Source organism: Kitasatospora sp. P5_F3 (assembly GCF_054049135.1).
This window is the reverse complement of the sequence record NZ_JBFUMY010000067.1, coordinates 17484-34748: the sequence shown is the minus strand read 5'-3', so window position 1 is coordinate 34748 and position 17265 is coordinate 17484. Positions and strand designations below refer to the sequence as shown.

Here is a 17265-nt window from a genome sequence, read left to right as displayed (position 1 = left end):
CCTCCAACACCGAACCCCTCCTACGCCTCAACGTCGAAGCCAACGACCCCACCACCATGACCACCATCCGCGACACCGTCCTCACCCTCATCCGCACCTGACACCCCCACCCCCACCCCCGGCCGGCCCACCGGACCGCTCGCGCAGAAGCGGGTCGGTTAGGGTCGGGTCCACTCCCGTACGAGAGCGAACAGGACGTGCCCATGGACCGGCTCGCCAACACCGTCCGCCCCTATGCCTGGGGGTCGGTCACCACGATTCCCGAGTTGCTGGGTGTCGAGGCGACCGGCGAACCACAGGCCGAACTCTGGATGGGCGCCCACCCGAGCGCCCCGTCCCGGGTCGACCGGGGCGGTGGCCCGCGTGCCCTGGACGAGCTGATCGAGGCCGACCCGCAGGGCGAGTTGGGGGCCGAGACGGTGGCCAGGTTCGGGCCGGCCCTGCCGTTCCTGTTCAAGGTGCTGGCGGCCGGGGCGCCGCTCTCCATCCAGGCGCACCCCACCCTGGCCCAGGCCACCGCGGGCTTCGCCGCCGAGGAGGCCAGGGGCATCCTGCTGGACGCCCCGGAGCGCAACTACCGGGACGCCAATCACAAGCCCGAACTCATCTGCGCGCTGGACGAGTTCGAGGGCCTGTGCGGCTTCCGGCAACCGGCCGAGGCGGCCGACCTGCTGGCTTCGCTGGACGTGCCCGAGCTGACGCCCCTGGTCCAACTGCTGCGCAACAAGCCGGAGTCGGAGGCGCTGAGCGAGGCGGTCGCCGGCATCCTGTCGATGACCGGCCCGAGCGCCGCCGCCGTCGTGGCGGCCACCGCCGCCGCGATCGAGCGGGCCGCCGCGACCGACGACCCGACCGGGCAGTTCGCCGGATACGCCTTCGCCGCCCGGGAGTTCCCCGGGGACACCGGGCTGCTCATCGGCCTGCTGCTGAACCACTTCCTCCTCCAGCCGGGCGAGGCGCTCTACCTGGGCGCCGGGCTCCCGCACGGGTATCTGCGAGGGACCGGCACGGAGATCATGGCCAACTCCGACAACGTGCTGCGCTGCGGGCTGACGCCCAAGCACGTGGACGTGGCCGAGCTGCTCCGGGTGGTCGACTTCCGGGCCGGCCGCCCGGAAGTACTGCGGCCGACCGCCGACTCCAACGGCGAGGAGCTCTACCCCGTACCGATCGACGAGTTCCGGCTGTCCCGGTTCGTACTCGCCGGGGCGGCCCGGGTGCTCGACGGCCGGGCCCCGCAGATCCTGCTCTGCACCCAGGGCAGCGCCCAACTCACCGCCGCCGACGGCACGGTGCTCACCCTGGACCGCGGCCAGTCCGCGTTCCTCCCCGGGACGGGCACCGAGACCGTGCTGACCGGCTCCGGCACCACCGTCTTCCGGGCCACCGTCACGCTGTGAGCCGTTGAACGCCCTGTCCGAGCAGCGAAATGCCGGACAGCCGGCCAGCTGGCCGCCCGCACCCCTGACGACGCCCACCCCGCCGAGGCCGGCTACGACGCCATCGCCGACCTGATCGCCCCGCACCGGGACAGCCGGCTCGCCACGCGGCAGCAGGTCCGCATGTGACCCGGATCACCCCTCGGGGAAAACCCGGCGCCTCCGCCGGGCGTCTAGCAGGTGTGAAACGGGTTGGGGCGGCAGCGCCGCAGGAACTGGACGAGGAGCACCTGCTACGGCGGGTGGCCCGGGGCGACCGGGCCGCCTTCGAGGAGCTCTACCGGCGCACGTCGCCCTGGCTGGCGGTACGGCTGCGCCGCCGCTGCGCCGATCAGCAGATCGTCGCCGAGGTCATGCAGGAGACGTACCTGGCGGTGTGGCGGGCCGCGGGCTCCTTCGCCGGGAGCCCGGCCGGCGGAACGGCCGTCGGCTGGCTGTGGACGATCGCGGCCCGCCGCCTCGTCGACGCGTTCCGGCGCAGGGCCCACCACGCGGAGCCGCCGCCCGCCGCCGCTCCGTCCCCCGTGGCGCCCGCGGCCGAGGAGGAGGCGCTGGTGGCGACCGTCGGCGGTGATGTCGGGGACGCCCTGCGGCGCCTCGCGCCGGAGCTCAGAGCGGTACTGCAGGCCATGGTGCTGGACGGACTGTCCGTCCGGGAGACCGCCGTCCTGCTCGGACTGCCCGAGGGAACGGTCAAGACCCGCGCCCGCCGGGCCCGGAACGCGATGCGGGAGACGCTGGCATGAACGTGGAACACGCGTCGGCACGGCTCATCGACGGGTACGCGCGCGGCGAGACGGACCTCGGCGCGGACGAGGTCTGGGCCCTGGAGGCCCATCTGGAGGGATGCCGGCTCTGCCGTGACCGGCTGTCGGCCGCCGTCACGGCCGAGGCACCCGCCATGGCCGCACTGACCGAGGCCGTCTGGTCCGATCTCGAACACCAGCTGGCGACGGCCGTCCCGGCGCCGCCGCGCCGCCTCCGGTCGCGGCTGTCGGCGTGGACGACGCCCGCCATGACGCCGTGGCTGGCCATGATCCTGGCCGTGACGCTGCTCGCCCTGCTGCTGGACCTGGCGGGCCCCGGCTCCGGCCAGGTGTCCCTGCTGCTGCTGCTCGCCCCCGTCCTGCCCGTGTGCGGCGTGGCGGCCTCGTGGTCGCGCGGCCTGGACCCGGCGTACGAGCTGACGGCCGCCACCCCGAGGGCGGGGCTGCAGCTGGTGCTGCGACGCACCGCCTCCGTACTCGCCGTGGTGATCCCCACGCTGCTGGCGGGGGGATGGGCGACCGGGGTGACGGCCGCCCAGTGGCTGCTGCCCTGCCTGGCCTTCACCTCGATGACCCTGGCGCTCGGCGTGGTGATCGGCGTGACCCGCGCCGCCCTCGCCCTGGTGGCCGCCTGGGCCGCTGTGATGGTGGCACCGACCCTGGCCACCAGCCGGACGGCCGTCGCCCTGCAGCTGGAGGGCCTGCCGGTGTGGGGGCTGATCCTCGCGCTCGGCGTGGGCGTCGTGATCGCCCGCCGGGGCGCGTACGCCGCGCTGGGAGCCCACCGATGAACCTCCTGAACCCCCGCGAGAAGAGGACGCGCACGATGCCCGTAGTAAGCAGGGCCGACATCGCCCCCACGACCTACGCCTGGGAGATCCGGGCGACCGGGCTGCAGGTCAGGGTCGGCAGGAACCGGATGGCCGTCGACGGGCTCGACCTGTCGCTGGGCACCGGCGTACACGGTCTGCTCGGTCCCAACGGCGCGGGCAAGACCACCCTCATCCGGGCACTGGCCACCGTGCTGCGCCCTGCCGGAGGCGAGCTGGAGCTGCTCGGGGAGTCCGCGGGCGGGCCGGGCGAGCACCGTGCGGTGCGCCGCCGGATCGGCTACCTGCCGCAGGAGTTCGGCTACTACAAGCGCTTCACCGTGCGCGAGTTCGTCGAGTACATGGCCTGGCTGAAGGAGATGCCCACGGCGGACATCCCCGCAGCGGTGCAGCGCGCCGTGGAGCGGGTCGGCCTGGCCGACCGTGCCGACGAAAGGATGAAGGCCCTGTCGGGCGGGATGCTGCGGCGGGCCGGCATCGCCCAGGCCATCGTCAACGACCCGCCGATCCTGCTGCTGGACGAGCCGACGGCCGGCCTGGACCCGGCGCAGCGGCTGCGCTTCCGCGAACTGCTCCAGGAGCTGGGCACGGACGCCTGCGTGGTCGTCTCGACCCACCTGGTCGAGGACGTGGCCGCCGCCTGCACCGACGTGGTGCTCCTCGCCGAGGGCCGGCTGGTCTTCCAGGGCACCCCGGACGAGCTGGCCGCGGCGGGCGGCCCGGAACACGTGGGCGACAGCCCGCTGGAACGCGGCTACTCGGCCCTGCTGGCCGGCCCGGTACGGACGAGGGGCGCCTGGTGAACCTCCGTATCCTGCGCATCGAACTGAGGCGGTCCGGCGCCCCGTGGGCCGTTCTCGTCGTGCTGGCGGCCGCGCTCGCGTTCCTGCATCTCATCTCCGGGCCGTGGGGGAAGGGCACCGTGCTGTGGACGGCCCAGTGGACCTCCATGGCCCTCTGGACCCGCTTCCTGCTGATCTTCCTGTGGCCGCTCGCGATCGGACTCGGGGCGCTCCAGGGGCTGCGCGACCACCGCTCGAGGATGTCCGAACTGCTGACCAGCACCCCACGGCCCGCACGGCACCGCGCAGCCGCCCTGGCAGGCACGACGGCCTTCGCGCTGGCCTCGGCCTTCGGGCTGCTCGTCCTGCTGGGCGCGGTGCAGGTGCTCGCCGGCGACGCCGCGTACACCCACCTCGGCTGGCTGCCCATCTCGCTGGTGGGGGCACTCGCGCTGGGCGCCGGGGCTGTCCTGGGCATGGGGGTCGCACGCACCCTGCCCTCCGTCCTCACCCCGCCCGCACTGGCCGTGGGCGCCTTCCTGTTCACCAACCTCCTGCGGCAGACCACGGACGCCGCGGTGCCGACCTCCGCCGCGCCGACCCGTCTCTCGCTGCTGATGCCGGCGGTGTCGGAGGTACGCCAGACGCTCCTCACGCTGTCCGTCCCCGTGCACCTCGGGCAGACGCTCTGGCTGCTCGGCCTGGCCGCGACGGGCCTCGCGCTGCTGGCCGCCGCCACCCCGCGCGCCCGGCTGCTCGCCCTCACCCCCCTGCTGGCGGGCGGGTCCGTCGCCCTGCTCCTGCTCCCGGCCGACCCGCGCGACTCGTACGTCGTCGACCGGGCCGCCGCAGCGCAGGTGTGCGACGGACCGGTGTGCGTGACGAGGGCCCGACAGGCCCGGCTCGACGGCCTGGCGGGTCCCGGCCGGGAGGCGCTGCGCCTGCTGCGCGACACCCTGGGCGACCAGGCGCCCCTCACCATCCACGAGAACACCGCCCTGCGGGCGCTCGGTGACACACCGGAACGGTCGCGCGACTCCGTACTCGTCGACTTCGGCGACGACATGATCGGCGCCGCCGAGGGCGAGCGGCTGACCCGGGCCCTGGTCGCCCAGGGCATCGCCCCGATCTGCCACCCACGCAGCACCACCGAGAGTGGCACGATCTCGGATGCCGCCGCACAGAGCATCGGGGCAGCCTGGGCCCTCGGCGAGGACCTCCGGCCACTCGACGGGACCATGCACGCCACGAGCGACCAGGCCGCCGCGGCCCGCCCGGTGTGGGAGCTGTTCACCGCACTGCCCCGGCCGGAGCAGCAACTGCGGATCATCGCGATGCACACCGCCGCGGTCTCCTGCTCGGGCAACCCGCTCGACGCGCTGACCGGCGGTGCGTCCCGGTGAGGTGGCTGACGCTGTACGCGCGCTCGCGGCAGGCCCCCGCCTCACTCGCCGTGGTGGTGACCAGCGCGGTGGCGGTCTGGGCACTCGCCCGGATCGGCGGCGGCGGGCCGGCAGATCCGCGGCTGTCCACGATCGTCCTCGCCGCAGGAGCGACCGCGGTCTCGGTCGGACTCGGCGGGCAGGACCTCGGACTGGACCGGACCGCCGCGATCCGCTGGATGCCCCGCAGGGCCGCGCATGTGCTGCTCTGCGGCGTACTCGTCGGCGCGGTGCTGCTGGCGGTGCAGACCATGGGTGGCCAGCTGGTCTCCCCCGCCTTCGTCGTGCGCAACACCGCGGGGCTGATGGGACTCGTCGCCCTCGGGGCGGCCTGCTGCGGGCAGAAGTACGCGTGGATGCTGCCGTTCGCGTGGTTGTCGTTCTCCTTCGTCGTCCCGCCCGCGACGGATACGGCGACCCAGGTGCTGACCTGGCTGCTGCTGCCGCCCGGCGCGGTGACCGGCACCTGGACGGCCCTCGTCCTGGCCGTCGCCGGCATCACGGCCTACGCCGTCCGGGGCCCGAGGCGCTAGTCCGGGGCGGCTCCTTCAGAGGCTGCGGGCGGTGATGTTGCCGTAGGCGGTGGTCGCGTGGATGGTGAGCGTGGCGGTGCCTTCGGCGTTCCTGAGCGCGTTGTGGGTCCGGCCGTAGGCGGTGCCGGCGTCCAGGGAGGCGGCGACGCCGCGGGCGGCACCGACCGAGATGTCGCCGTACTCGGTGCGGAGCGTGAGGGTGCCGTGGGTGGCTTCGGTGATCTGGAGGTCGCCCTTCTGGGTGCTGATCTGCGCGGGGCCGTCGAGGCGGCCGACGGAGATGTCGCCGGCGAGGAGGGTGAGGGTGGCGCCGGCGGTCTCGTCGAGCTTGACCGTGCCGTGCGCGCTCTCGTAGGTGACGTCGCCGAGGCGTCCCACGCCGCGGAGTTCGGCGCTGGCGGCCTTGGCCTCGATGCGGGAGCCGGCGGGCAGTTGGACGGTCACCTCGACGGATCCGGAGGCGCCGAGGACCTGATTCTTGGCCGCCGGGTACCCGATGCGCAGGATGCCGTCGGCGTACTCGACCGTGGTCTGCTCCGCCGCCTTCACGTCGCGGCCCTTGGAGGCGTCCGCGGGCAGGATCTCGACCGTGGTGTCGGCCCGGTCGGCGGCGATGAACCGGATGCGCCCGGCGGGGATGTCCAGGACGGCGGAGATCGGGGCGGGGGTGGCGAACTTCTGCATCGTGCTCTCCTGTGACTCGCTGTTTCGGATGAGTGAAAAGCTACGTTGCATTCCAAAGCTCGGCAACAACCTCATTGCGTAAAAACAGCATCATCGCAGGTAAAAGCCACAAAATCGTTGCGGCAGCCTCAAGCCAAATGCAACGACAGTCACTCCGTCCGTTGCAATGAAATGAAAGCGAACGCTATACTCGGGACACCACGGACCACGAAGGAGATCGCGATGCCGGGAGGCAGGCTCACCCAGCCGGAACGCCAGCAGATCGCGCTGGGGATGGCCGACGGCCTCGCCTACGCGGAGATCGCCAGACGCCTCGACCGCCCCACCTCTACGATCACGCGCGAGGTGCTGCGCAACGGCGGCCCCACCGCCTACCGCGCCGACCTGGCCCACCGCGCCACCGAGCGCCGCACCCACCGGCGCGGCCTGGCCACTCCCCGAGGGCCACAGACGCCCCCGCCGGCCTACGGGCGCGACCCCGGGGCCGTGCAGGAGTACGAGGAGACGTTCACCACCGTCCTGATGGCGTCCGGCATGCCCAAGATGATGTCCCGGGTGCTGACCTGCCTCACCCTCGCCGACGCGGGCAGCCTCACCGCGTCCGAACTCGTCCAGCGCCTCCAGGTCAGCCCGGCGTCCATCTCGAAGGCGATCACGTTCCTGGACAGCCAGGGCCTCGTCCGTCGGGAACGCGACGAACGCCGCCGCGAGCGCTACGTCGTCGACGACGACATCTGGTACCAGTCGATGATCGCCGCCGCCCGCAGTACCGCCCACATCGTCGAGACCGCACGGCAGGGCGTCGCCGTCCTCGTCCCCGGCACCCCGGCCGCCACCCGCCTCGAGAACATCGCCCGCTTTCTCGACTTCGTCAGCGAGAGCACCGCCCGCGCCGCGGAGCAGGCCCGCGAGATCCTCCACACGAAACCCGGAGCGCCCTCCGGCGGTACTGCCGACGGGATTCGATAACCCCCAGGTCAGGTCACGTCCCGGGTCATGTCGACGAAGCGGGAGTAGTGGCCCTGGAAGGCGACCGTGATGGTGGCGGTGGGGCCGTTACGGTGCTTGGCGACGATCAGGTCGGCCTCGCCGGCCCGGGGGGACTCCTTCTCGTAGGCGTCCTCGCGGTGCAGCAGGATGACCATGTCGGCGTCCTGCTCGATCGAGCCGGACTCGCGGAGGTCGGAGACCATCGGCTTCTTGTCGGTGCGCTGCTCGGGGCCACGGTTCAGCTGGGAGAGCGCGATGACCGGGACCTCGAGCTCCTTGGCCAGCAGCTTGAGGTTTCGGGACATGTCGGAGACTTCCTGCTGCCGGCTCTCGGCCCGACGGGAGCCACCGGCCTGCATCAGCTGGAGGTAGTCGATGACCACCAGCTTGAGGTCCTGACGCTGCTTCAGCCGGCGGCACTTGGCCCGGATCTCCATCATCGACAGGTTCGGCGAGTCGTCGATGAAGAGCGGCGCCGCCGTCACGTCCGGCATCCGGCGGGCCACCCTGGTCCAGTCGTCGTCGGTCATGTTGCCGGACCGCATGTGGTGCAGAGCCACCCGCGCCTCGGCCGAGAGCAGACGCATCGCGATCTCGTTGCGCCCCATTTCGAGCGAGAAGATCACGCTGGGCAGGCCGTTGGTGATCGAACAGGCCCGGGAGAAGTCCAGTGCCAGAGTCGACTTTCCCATCGCCGGTCGGGCCGCGATGACGATCATCTGGCCCGGGTGCAGGCCGTTGGTGAGGGCGTCCAGGTCGGCGAAGCCGGTGGGGACGCCGGACATCTGGCCCTGGCGGGAGCCGATCGCCTCGATCTCGTCGAGGGCGCCCTCCATGATGTCGGCGAGCGGGGCGTAGTCCTCGCTGGTGCGCTGCTCGGTGACGGCGTAGATCTCGGCCTGGGCGGCGTTGACGATCTCGTCGACGTCTCCCTCGGCGGCGTAGCCCATGCCGGCGATCCGGGTGCCGGCCTCGACCAGCCGGCGGAGCACGGCGCGCTCGTGGACGATCTCGGCGTAGTACTCGGCGTTGGCCGCCGTCGGAACGGAGTTGACCAGGGTGTGCAGGTAGCCGGGGCCACCGACCCGGGTGAGCTCGCCGCGCTTGGTGAGCTCGCTGGCGACGGTGATCGGGTCGGCCGGCTCGCCGCGGGCGTAGAGGTCGAGGATGGCGCTGTGGACCAGCTCGTGGGCCGGGCGGTAGTAGTCGTGCGGCTTGAGCACCTCGACCACGTCGGCGATGGCGTCCTTGGAGAGCAGCATGCCGCCGAGCACGGACTGTTCGGCCGCGAGGTCCTGCGGCGGCACCCGCTCGAAGGCGTCCGTGCCGGCCCGGTCCTCGGCCGAGTCCGAGCCGGAGCCGGCGGAGTCCTTGCGCTTGCCACCGCGCTGGAAGGAGCCCTTGCCGAAGTTGCCGCCCCCGCCACCCTCGCTCTTGCGGGTGACCGGCAGCCGGTCACCCGGGCCGTCCGGGAAGTCCGCCGGGCCCGGCGGGAAGGCGTCGTCGGACGGCTGCCAGTCGTCCTCCGGCGGAGGGGCGTCGTGGTCGTCGTACTGGGGGCCGGTCACGCGTCTTCCCCGATCAGCGAGTGGTGCGAGTTGATGCCAGGCGGAGCGAATGGGGGTGGTCCTCCTTCTTACGCCACCGCACCGACAAATCGCCCGAGAGCGACCAACGCTAAGGCGCCGGGTGCCGATCGGCCAAGATGGTTATCCACAGGGCATGTGGACGACGGGCCCATACCTGTGGAGAACTCCCGCAATCCTGTGCACAAGTCTGTGGACCCGGCTGTGGACAACCCTTAGAGCTGTTCATCACACTGGCTCTGACCTGCAATGATCAATCGCGGCGGCTGTGCATGAGAAATTCTTCACACAACCGCCCGGACGGCGGCCCGGCGGCCCCACCCGACCACTCGCTCAGCGTTTCGAGTAATAGATCAATGAGTCTTGCGGCCATTACCTGTGGATGAGTAGCCTTGCTGGAATGAAACCCGCCACAGCCACCCGCCGCCGACACGACCGGGAGATCCTCGCGCTGGCGGTCCCCGCGTTCGGCGCCCTGGTCGCCGAACCGCTCTTCCTGATGGCCGACTCGGCCATTGTCGGCCACCTCGGCACCGCCCAGCTGGCCGGTCTCGGCATCGCCAGCGCCGTACTCTCCACCGTCACCGGCGTGTTCGTCTTCCTGGCGTACGCGACCACCGCCGCGGTGGCCCGCCGGATCGGGGCCGGCGACCGCCGGGCCGCCGTCCAGCAGGGCATCGACGGGATCTGGCTGGCGCTGCTGCTGTCGGTCGGCGTGGTGGCACTCACCATCCCGTTCGCCCCACAGGCGGTGGACGCGCTCGGCGCCTCGGCCACCGCCGCCCCGTACGCCGTCACGTATCTGCGGATCAGCGCCCTGGGCATCCCGGCGGTCCTGCTGGTGCTGGCCGCCACCGGCGTCCTGCGCGGCCTGCAGGACACCCGTACCCCGCTCCGGGTGGCGATCGCCGGCTTCGCGGCCAACCTGCTGCTGAACATCGGCCTGGTGTACGGCGCCGGGCTGGGCGTCGCGGGCTCGGCCTGGGGCACCGTGCTGGCGCAGACCGGGATGGCCGCGGTGTACGTGCTCGTGGTGGTCAGGGGCGCCCGCCGGGAGGGTGCGGGGCTGCGGCCCGACCTGCCAGGCATCCGCGCCTGCGCCAGGGCGGGCGGGCCACTGCTGGTCCGCACGCTCAGTCTGCGCGGGGTGCTGATGGTCGCCACCGCGGTGGCCGCCACGCTCGGCGACGTGGAGGTGGCGGCCCATCAGATCGCGATGACCATCTGGGTGTTCCTGGCCTTCGTGCTGGACGCGATCGCGATCGCCGGGCAGGCCATCATCGGCCGCTACCTGGGCGCCGCCGACGTACCGGGCACCCGGGCGGCCACCCGCCGGATGATCGAGTGGGGCCTGCTGGTGGGGGTGCTGCTCGGGCTGCTGCTGGTGCTGACCCGCCCGCTGTACGTGCCGCTGTTCAGCACCGACCCGGTGGTCCGGCAGCAGCTCTCGGACGTCCTGCTGCTGGTGGCGCTGACCGAGCCGGTGGCCGGGGTGGTGTTCGTCCTGGACGGGGTGCTGATGGGTGCCGGGGACGGCCGCTACCTGGCCTGGGCGGGCGTCGCCACCTTCGTGGTGTTCGCCCCGGTGGCCCTGCTGGTCCCGGCCCTGGACGGCGGGCTGGCGGCGCTCTGGTGGGCGATGAACCTGTTCATGCTGTGCCGGGCCGCCTTCCTCTGCCTCCGGGTCAGGACCGGGTACTGGCTGGTCACCGGAGCCGTCCGCGGCTGAGCACGGACGCGGGGCCCGAACGCAGAACGGCCCGGCTCCCCCGAGGGGGAACCGGGCCGTTCGGTGCTACAGCGTGGCTCAGGCAGCGACGACGGCGACGTCGAGGTTGGCCTGGACGTCGGCGTGCAGCTTGACCGAGACCTTGTGGGTGCCCACGGTCTTGATCGGCGAGGCGATCGCGACAGCGCGCTTGTCCACGGCCGGGCCGCCGGCAGCCTTGACGGCAGCCACGACGTCGGCCTGGGTCACCGAGCCGAAGAGGCGGCCGGCGTCGCCGGAGCGAACGGCCAGCTGGACCTGAAGGCCCTCGAGCTGACCCTTGACCGCAGTCGCGGCCTCGAGGGTCTGGATCGAGTGGATCTTGCGGGCGCGACGGATCGCGTCCACGTCCTTCTGGCCGCCCTTGGTCCAGCGGATGGCAAAGCCACGCGGGACCAGGTAGTTACGGGCGTAGCCGTCCTTGACCTCGACGACCTCACCGGCACTGCCGAGGCCGGGGACCTCGTGAGTGAGGATGATCTTCATTCTTCGGTCACCCTCTCTTAGCGCGTGGTGGAGGTGTAGGGCAGCAGCGCCATCTCACGGCTGTTCTTCACGGCCGTGGCGACGTCGCGCTGGTGCTGGGTGCAGTTGCCGGTGACCCGGCGGGCGCGGATCTTCCCGCGGTCGGAGATGAACTTGCGGAGCAAGTTCGTGTCCTTGTAGTCAACGTAGTTGACCTTGTCCTTGCAGAAGACGCAAACCTTCTTCTTAGGCTTGCGAGCAGGCGGCTTCGCCATCATGTGCTCCTGTGATTACGAAATCTGTCAGCATGACCGGGCTTCTGAGGGCCCGGTACGCACCGCTTTAGAACGGAGGCTCTTCCGAGAAGCCGCCACCGGCCGGGGCACCCCAACCGCCACCGCCACCGCCACCCTGGTTTCCACCAGGAGCCGGAGCGCTGGAAGCCCACGGGTCGTCGGACGGAGCGGACTGGCCACCACCGGAGTTGCCACCCCAGTTGCCGCCGCCACCCTGCTGGCCGCCGGAGCCGCCCCAGGAACCGCCCTGGCCGCCGGAGCCACCCTGCTGGCCGCCGCCACCGAAGCCACCGCCGCCGCCGGTACCGCCGGAGCGGTTGGCGCGGGTGACCTTGGCGGTCGCCGAACGCAGGCTGGGACCGACCTCGTCGACCTCGACCTCGAAGACCGTCCGCTTCTCGCCTTCCTTGGTCTCGTAAGACCGCTGGCGCAGTCGGCCCTGCACGATCACGCGCATGCCGCGCTGCAGCGACTCGGCCACGTTCTCCGCCGGCTGACGCCAGACGTTGCACGTGAGGAAGAGGCTCTCGCCGTCCTTCCACTCGTTCGTCTGACGGTCGAAGGTGCGCGGGGTGGACGCGATACGGAACTTCGCGACCGCCGCACCCGACGGGGTGAAGCGCAGCTCGGGGTCGTCGACGAGATTGCCGACGAGGGTAATGACGGTCTCGCCTGCCATGGTGGTGGTGACCTCTCGGAAAGAAGTTCTGCGGTGCTCATCCGCTGTTTCACGTGAAACAGCGGATGTGAGCCCACCTGACGCCTAGGGCGTCAGGAAGTGGCTCAGTGGGTGTCCGGGCGCAGGACCTTGGTCCGCAGAACCGACTCGCTCAGGCTGAGCTGGCGGTCGAGCTCCTTGACGACCTCAGGCGTGGCCTTGAGGTCGATGACCGAGTAGATGCCCTCGGACTGCTTGTTGATCTCGTACGCCAGGCGACGACGACCCCAGGTGTCGATCTTCTCGACCTTGCCGCCACCAGTGCGGACAACGTTGAGGAAGTTCTCGATCAGCGGGGCGACAGCGCGCTCCTCGACCGAAGGGTCGAGGATGAGCATCAGCTCGTAGTGACGCATGGGTAACCCACCTCCTTTGGACTCAGCGGCCACGGTCTCTCCGTGGCAGGAGGGTTGTGCAGCGTCGGCACCGATGTGGTGGCCGCCGTACCGAGAACGTAGCCCTCGGCACTGACAACCGGCCCCCAGCCCGGTGAAGGGCAGACGGGGGCACAACTACACCAGTGCAGACCGCACAGCCTACCCGCACCCGTACGGCCCAACAAAATTTAAGGGGCAAATTGCATACGGGTTGTGATCCACCACCCAATCGCCGCAATCTGGACAGAACGGCTCTTCCACCAGGAGGTGGGCTCCATGGCTCAGACCGTCCGCCACACTCCGCCGTTCACCCTCAACACCGACGGCCACCCGCATCCGCGGGAGAACACGCTGGCCGGCATCGCCGCGGTGCTCGGTCTGTTGGCCTTCACCACGGCGTTCTTCGACAACCTGCACCTGATCAGTTCCTGGGCCGGGCTCTTCGGCATCCCGATCGCGCTCTGGGGCCAGTTCATCTCGGTCACCACGGCGGAGCGGTTCGTGCTGATGGTCTCGCTCGTCATGGCCGGGTTCGGCTTCTATCTGGGAATGGCCCACGGCGGCCTCTACGGGGGCGCGTGACCGGCCCCGCGCGCTGACTCGTCGAAGGCGATTCCCGCGCCGCGCGTAACTTCCGGCGCCCCCGTCGCGTCCATACCTGTGCACCGCTTGCGACGGGGGCGCCACCATGCGCTCCGACGGACGCGGGCAGCCGAGCCAGAAACGGACCATTCGGGCGATAGGGTCACCCCTGGACCGGCCGACCCAGAAGGAGCACCCCAGCATGAGCCTGCGCCTGAGGACGATCACCCGCGAGGAACACCTGGCTTTCATCCGGACGCGCCCGTCTGCCAGCCACATGCAGGTGCCGTCCTGGGGCGAGGTCAAGTCCGAGTGGCGCACCGAGAGCATCGGCTGGATCGACGAGACCGACCAGCTGGTCGGGGCCGGCCTGGTGCTCTACCGCCAGCTGCCCAAGCTGAAGCGCTACCTGGCCTACCTGCCCGAGGGCCCGGTGATCGACTGGTTCGACCGGGATCTGGGCCAGTGGCTCGACCCGATGCTGGCGCACCTCAAGTCGCAGGGCGCCTTCTCGGTGAAGATGGGCCCCCCGGTGGTGATCCGCCGGTGGAACGCGCCCACCATCAAGGAGGCGATCGCGGGCAAGCAGGCCAAGCGCCTGCGCGACCTGGAGCCGGACTGGTACGAGCCGCGCGCCTTCGAGCTGGCCGAGCGGCTGCGCAAGTCCGGCTGGTTGCAGGGCGAGGACGGCGGGGCGGGCTTCGGCGACGTGCAGCCCCGGTACGTGTTCCAGGTCCCGCTGGCCAACCGCTCGCTGGACGACGTGCAGAAGGGCTTCAACCAGCTCTGGCGCCGCAACATCAAGAAGGCCGAGAAGAGCGGCGTCGAGGTGGTCCAGGGCGGCTACGAGGATCTCGCGGTCTTCCACAAGCTGTACGTGGTGACCGCCGAACGCGACCACTTCACCCCCCGTCCGCTCTCCTACTTCCAGCGGATGTGGACGGCGCTCACCGCCGAGGACCCGAACCGGATGCGGCTCTACCTGGCGTACCACGAGGGTGAACCGCTGGCCGCCACCACCATGCTGACGGTCGGTGAGCACGTCTGGTACTCCTACGGCGCCTCGGCCGACCACAAGCGCGAGGTCAAGCCGTCCAACGCGATCCAGTGGCGGATGATGCGGGACTCCTACGCCCTCGGCGGGAGCATCTACGACCTGCGCGGGATCAGCGACACGCTGGACGAGGACGACCACCTGTTCGGGCTGATCCAGTTCAAGGTCGGCACCGGCGGCCAGGCCGCCGAGTACGTCGGCGAGTGGGACTTCCCGCTCAACAAGCTGCTGCACAAGGCGCTGGACATCTACATGTCCCGCCGCTGACCGACCGTCACACCCTCGGGGAGAAGCCAATGACCTTGTCGTTGTATCTGGACACCGCCAGATGGCGGGCCCACCAGCAGTCCGTGCTGGGCGAGTTCCCCGGCCTGGTGCCGGTGGCCAAGGGCAACGGCTACGGGCTCGGCAACTCCCGGCTGGCCGAGGAGGCGAACCGGCTGGGCACCGAGCTGCTGGCGGTCGGCACCGCCGACGAGGCCCGGGCGGCGGCCGGGGTCTTCGACGGCGAGCTGCTGGTGCTCACCCCGTACCGGACCGGCGAGGAGCCGCTCCCGCTCGGGGTGATCCGCACCGTGGCGCACCTGGAGGCGGCCCGGGCGCTGCCGACCGGCTCCCGGGTGGTGGTGGAGTGCATGACCTCGATGCGGCGGCACGGCATCGCACCCGGTGACCTGGCGCACCTGCCGGCCGAGGGGCTCACGCTGGAGGGCTTCGCGCTGCACCTGCCGCTGGACCGCCCGGACGGTTCCGATCCGGTGGCCGAGGTCGCGGACTGGATGGACGCGATCGCGGCGGCCGGGCTGCCGACCGGCACGGTCTATCTGAGCCACCTCGGCTCGGCCGACCTGGCCCGGCTGGCACAGCGGTATCCGGCCACGGAGTTCCGGTCCCGGATCGGCACCCGGCTCTGGCTCGGCGACGCCGGTGCGCTGCAGGCCAGGGCCACCGTCATGGACGTCACCCCGGTGACCAAGGGCGACCGGTACGGCTACCGCCAGCACCGGGCCCCCTCGGACGGTCACCTGCTGGTGGTCTCCGGCGGCACCGCGCACGGCGTGGGCCTGGAGGCGCCGAAGTACGTGCACGGGATAGTGCCCCGGGCCAAGGGGCTGGCCCGGGCGGGCCTGGCCACCGTCAACCGGACGCTCTCGCCGTACTCCTGGAGCGGCAGGCAGCTCTGGTTCGCCGAGCCGCCGCACATGCAGGTGAGCATCCTGTTCCTGCCCACCGGCGGCAAGCCGCCGGTGATCGGTGACGAGCTGGCCCTGAACACCCGGCACACCACCACCCACTTCGACCGGGTGGTGGACAGCTAGTCCTGCGCTCAGTCGTTCTTGACCGAGCTCTCCTCGGGCAGCCAGTCGGCGTCCTCGGCCAGTCGGTACTCCTCGTAGCTGTGCTCCTCGCGCAGCCGACGGGCCTGGCCGAGCACGAAGACGTCCGGCGCCTGGTCCAGCACGCCGCCCGACGGGTCGTCACTGCCGTCCCAGCGGACCGGGTCCAGCTCCGGGCGGAGGATGTCGCGGACCACCAGGTAGCACAGGTACAGGGTGCCGAGCAGGTGCAGCATGATCGCCAGGTGGTACCAGTCCTGGCCGATGCCGTGCTGCTTGGAGTCGCCGGTGAAGGCCAGGTAGGACCAGACACCGAGGAAGTACAGCACCTCGCAGGCCTGCCAGATCAGGAAGTCCCGCCAGCGCGGCCGGGCCAGCGCGGCGAGCGGGATCAGCCAGAGCACGTACTGCGGCGAGTAGACCTTGTTGGTCAGGATGAACGCGGCCACCACCAGGAAGGCCAGCTGGGCGAAGCGCGGGCGGCGCGGAGCGGAGAGCGCGAGCCAGCAGATCCCCAGGCAGCTGAGCACCAGCAGGCCGGCGATCCAGGTGTTCAGGGTCTCCAGTTGCTTGCCGCGGTCCTGCATGAGGATCAGCCAGAACGAGCCGAAGTCCTCCTTGCGGGTCTGGCTGAAGGTGTAGAAGGTGGCCCAGCCCTTCCAGTTGGCCGCCATCACCGGCAGGTTGACCAGCAGCCAGGCGCCGGCCGCGCCACCGGTGGCCGCCCAGAAGGCGCGCCAGCGGCCGGCCCGCCAGCAGAGCACCAGCAGCGGGCCGAGCAGCAGCAGGGGGTAGAGCTTTGCCGCGGTGGCCAGGCCGATGAAGACACCGGCCCAGACCGCGCGGCGGCCGGACCAGTAGGCCATCGCGACGGCGCAGAAGGCGACCGCCAACAGGTCCCAGTTGATGGTGAAGTTGAGCGCCAGCGCGGGGGCCAGCGCGAACAGCAGCGCGTCCCAGGGGCGGCGGCGGTGGGTCCGGGTGAGCGCGACCACGGTGACCACCGCGCAGACCATCAGCATCCCGGCGTTGATCAGCCAGAACAGCTGCTCACGGGTCTCGGTGGAGCCCCCGCCGGGCGTCAGCCAGGCGGCCACCTGCATGAACAGGCCGGTCAGCACCGGGTATTCGAGGTACTGCATGTCCGGGCTGGGCTGCGGCAGCATGTCGACGTACGGGGTCAGCCCGGTGGCGAACCCGCGCCAGGTGTACAGGTGCGGGATGTCGCTGTAACAGCCGTGGGTGTACTGGGTGGTGGCGCCGCGGAACCAGCCGCCGGCGTAGCAGGGCAGCTTCTGGATCATGCCCAGCACGCAGACCACGATCACCGCGACGGCCAGGAAGCGGGCCGGGATCCACCAGTTGACGCCGAGCAGGGCGCGGCGTCCCGGCGGGCCGCCGAACAGTTCGCTGCCCGCGGCGGAGACCGGGTCCTCGTCCGCGGGGACCACCACCGTGTTCGGCAGCGGGCCCACCTCATCGTCCACCGGCACCGTGGCCGTGCTGCCGTTCTCGTCCCGAGCACTCGACGTCATGGCGGACATGATGCCGCACCGGTCGGCTCCGGAGGAGGTGCCCCCGCCATCCGGTTCCGAACGCACCGATGGCGGTTCTC

General features: G+C 71.2%; 19 protein-coding genes. 12 read left to right on the top strand and 7 right to left on the bottom strand.

Annotated features, from left to right (window positions below; all coding sequences use genetic code 11):
• From ACXJMZ_RS29610 to ACXJMZ_RS29580, 7 genes are all read left to right on the top strand, one after another.
• A partial coding sequence (locus ACXJMZ_RS29610) for a hypothetical protein (RefSeq protein ID WP_457033111.1) occupies positions 1-101 on the top strand: 101 nt, incomplete at its 5' end.
• A gap of 102 nt (positions 102-203) precedes the next feature.
• Complete coding sequence (gene manA / locus ACXJMZ_RS29605) at positions 204-1400, top strand: mannose-6-phosphate isomerase, class I (RefSeq protein WP_457033108.1); 1197 nt, start codon at positions 204-206, stop codon at positions 1398-1400.
• Between the two features lie 221 nt (positions 1401-1621).
• Complete coding sequence (locus ACXJMZ_RS29600; protein ID WP_457033107.1) at positions 1622-2185, top strand: RNA polymerase sigma factor; 564 nt, start codon at positions 1622-1624, stop codon at positions 2183-2185.
• Positions 2182-2997: a zf-HC2 domain-containing protein gene (locus ACXJMZ_RS29595; RefSeq protein WP_457033106.1), complete on the top strand. Its 816-nt coding sequence runs from the start codon at positions 2182-2184 to the stop codon at positions 2995-2997. The genes ACXJMZ_RS29600 and ACXJMZ_RS29595 overlap by 4 nt, the downstream gene beginning before the upstream one ends.
• A 35-nt stretch (positions 2998-3032) precedes the next feature.
• Positions 3033-3839: an ABC transporter ATP-binding protein gene (locus ACXJMZ_RS29590; protein WP_457033105.1), complete on the top strand. Its 807-nt coding sequence runs from the start codon at positions 3033-3035 to the stop codon at positions 3837-3839.
• Positions 3836-5221 carry a hypothetical protein gene (locus ACXJMZ_RS29585; protein ID WP_457033104.1) on the top strand — a complete coding sequence of 462 codons (1386 nt, stop codon included), beginning with the start codon at positions 3836-3838 and terminating at the stop codon, positions 5219-5221. Before ACXJMZ_RS29590 ends, ACXJMZ_RS29585 begins: the two co-directional genes overlap by 4 nt.
• Positions 5218-5793 (top strand): hypothetical protein, encoded by a 576-nt coding sequence (locus tag ACXJMZ_RS29580; RefSeq protein ID WP_457033103.1) that lies wholly within the window; start codon positions 5218-5220, stop codon positions 5791-5793. The genes ACXJMZ_RS29585 and ACXJMZ_RS29580 overlap by 4 nt, the downstream gene beginning before the upstream one ends.
• Positions 5794-5808: 15 nt before the next feature.
• Here the strand turns inward: ACXJMZ_RS29580 and ACXJMZ_RS29575 are convergent, their stop codons facing one another.
• Positions 5809-6477, bottom strand: a complete 669-nt coding sequence (locus ACXJMZ_RS29575; RefSeq protein ID WP_457033102.1) for a DUF4097 family beta strand repeat-containing protein — start codon at positions 6475-6477, stop codon at positions 5809-5811.
• A 222-nt stretch (positions 6478-6699) separates the two neighbouring features.
• Here ACXJMZ_RS29575 and ACXJMZ_RS29570 point away from each other — a divergent pair, with 222 nt between their 5' ends.
• The gene (locus ACXJMZ_RS29570) at positions 6700-7446 is read left to right on the top strand and encodes a helix-turn-helix domain-containing protein (protein WP_457033101.1); all 747 of its coding nucleotides are present in this window, start codon (positions 6700-6702) and stop codon (positions 7444-7446) included.
• 8 nt (positions 7447-7454) lie between these two features.
• Here the strand turns inward: ACXJMZ_RS29570 and dnaB are convergent, their stop codons facing one another.
• Positions 7455-8918, bottom strand: coding sequence for a replicative DNA helicase (gene dnaB / locus ACXJMZ_RS29565; RefSeq protein ID WP_457033110.1), 1464 nt, complete (start codon positions 8916-8918; stop codon positions 7455-7457).
• A 535-nt stretch (positions 8919-9453) separates the two neighbouring features.
• Between dnaB and ACXJMZ_RS29560 the strand changes: the two genes are divergently transcribed.
• On the top strand, positions 9454-10782 hold the full coding sequence (locus ACXJMZ_RS29560) for an MATE family efflux transporter (RefSeq protein ID WP_457033100.1): 1329 nt from the start codon (positions 9454-9456) through the stop codon (positions 10780-10782).
• Positions 10783-10860: 78 nt separating this feature from the next.
• Here ACXJMZ_RS29560 and rplI read toward each other — a convergent pair whose 3' ends face one another.
• The 4 genes from rplI to rpsF all read right to left on the bottom strand — a co-directional run bounded on the left by rplI (position 10861) and on the right by rpsF (position 12656).
• Entirely contained in the window at positions 10861-11307 is a 447-nt protein-coding gene (gene rplI, locus ACXJMZ_RS29555; RefSeq protein ID WP_457033099.1) for a 50S ribosomal protein L9, read from the bottom strand.
• Positions 11308-11324: 17 nt separating this feature from the next.
• On the bottom strand, positions 11325-11561 hold the full coding sequence (gene rpsR, locus ACXJMZ_RS29550; protein WP_030270170.1) for a 30S ribosomal protein S18: 237 nt from the start codon (positions 11559-11561) through the stop codon (positions 11325-11327).
• 67 nt (positions 11562-11628) lie between these two features.
• Positions 11629-12261 carry a single-stranded DNA-binding protein gene (locus tag ACXJMZ_RS29545; RefSeq protein WP_457033098.1) on the bottom strand — a complete coding sequence of 211 codons (633 nt, stop codon included), beginning with the start codon at positions 12259-12261 and terminating at the stop codon, positions 11629-11631.
• Positions 12262-12365: 104 nt separating this feature from the next.
• Positions 12366-12656: a 30S ribosomal protein S6 gene (gene rpsF / locus ACXJMZ_RS29540; RefSeq protein ID WP_057228543.1), complete on the bottom strand. Its 291-nt coding sequence runs from the start codon at positions 12654-12656 to the stop codon at positions 12366-12368.
• A 297-nt stretch (positions 12657-12953) separates the two neighbouring features.
• Between rpsF and ACXJMZ_RS29535 the strand changes: the two genes are divergently transcribed.
• From ACXJMZ_RS29535 to ACXJMZ_RS29525, 3 genes are all read left to right on the top strand, one after another.
• Positions 12954-13259, top strand: coding sequence for a hypothetical protein (locus tag ACXJMZ_RS29535; RefSeq protein ID WP_457033097.1), 306 nt, complete (start codon positions 12954-12956; stop codon positions 13257-13259).
• A 202-nt stretch (positions 13260-13461) separates the two neighbouring features.
• Positions 13462-14580 carry a lipid II:glycine glycyltransferase FemX gene (locus ACXJMZ_RS29530; protein ID WP_457033096.1) on the top strand — a complete coding sequence of 373 codons (1119 nt, stop codon included), beginning with the start codon at positions 13462-13464 and terminating at the stop codon, positions 14578-14580.
• Between the two features lie 29 nt (positions 14581-14609).
• The gene (locus tag ACXJMZ_RS29525; protein WP_457033095.1) at positions 14610-15632 is read left to right on the top strand and encodes an alanine racemase; all 1023 of its coding nucleotides are present in this window, start codon (positions 14610-14612) and stop codon (positions 15630-15632) included.
• Positions 15633-15640: 8 nt separating this feature from the next.
• On the opposite strand, the gene ACXJMZ_RS29520 is transcribed toward ACXJMZ_RS29525, so the two are convergent.
• Positions 15641-17185 (bottom strand): glycosyltransferase family 87 protein, encoded by a 1545-nt coding sequence (locus tag ACXJMZ_RS29520; RefSeq protein ID WP_457033094.1) that lies wholly within the window; start codon positions 17183-17185, stop codon positions 15641-15643.
• Between the last annotated feature and the right edge of the window lie 80 nt (positions 17186-17265).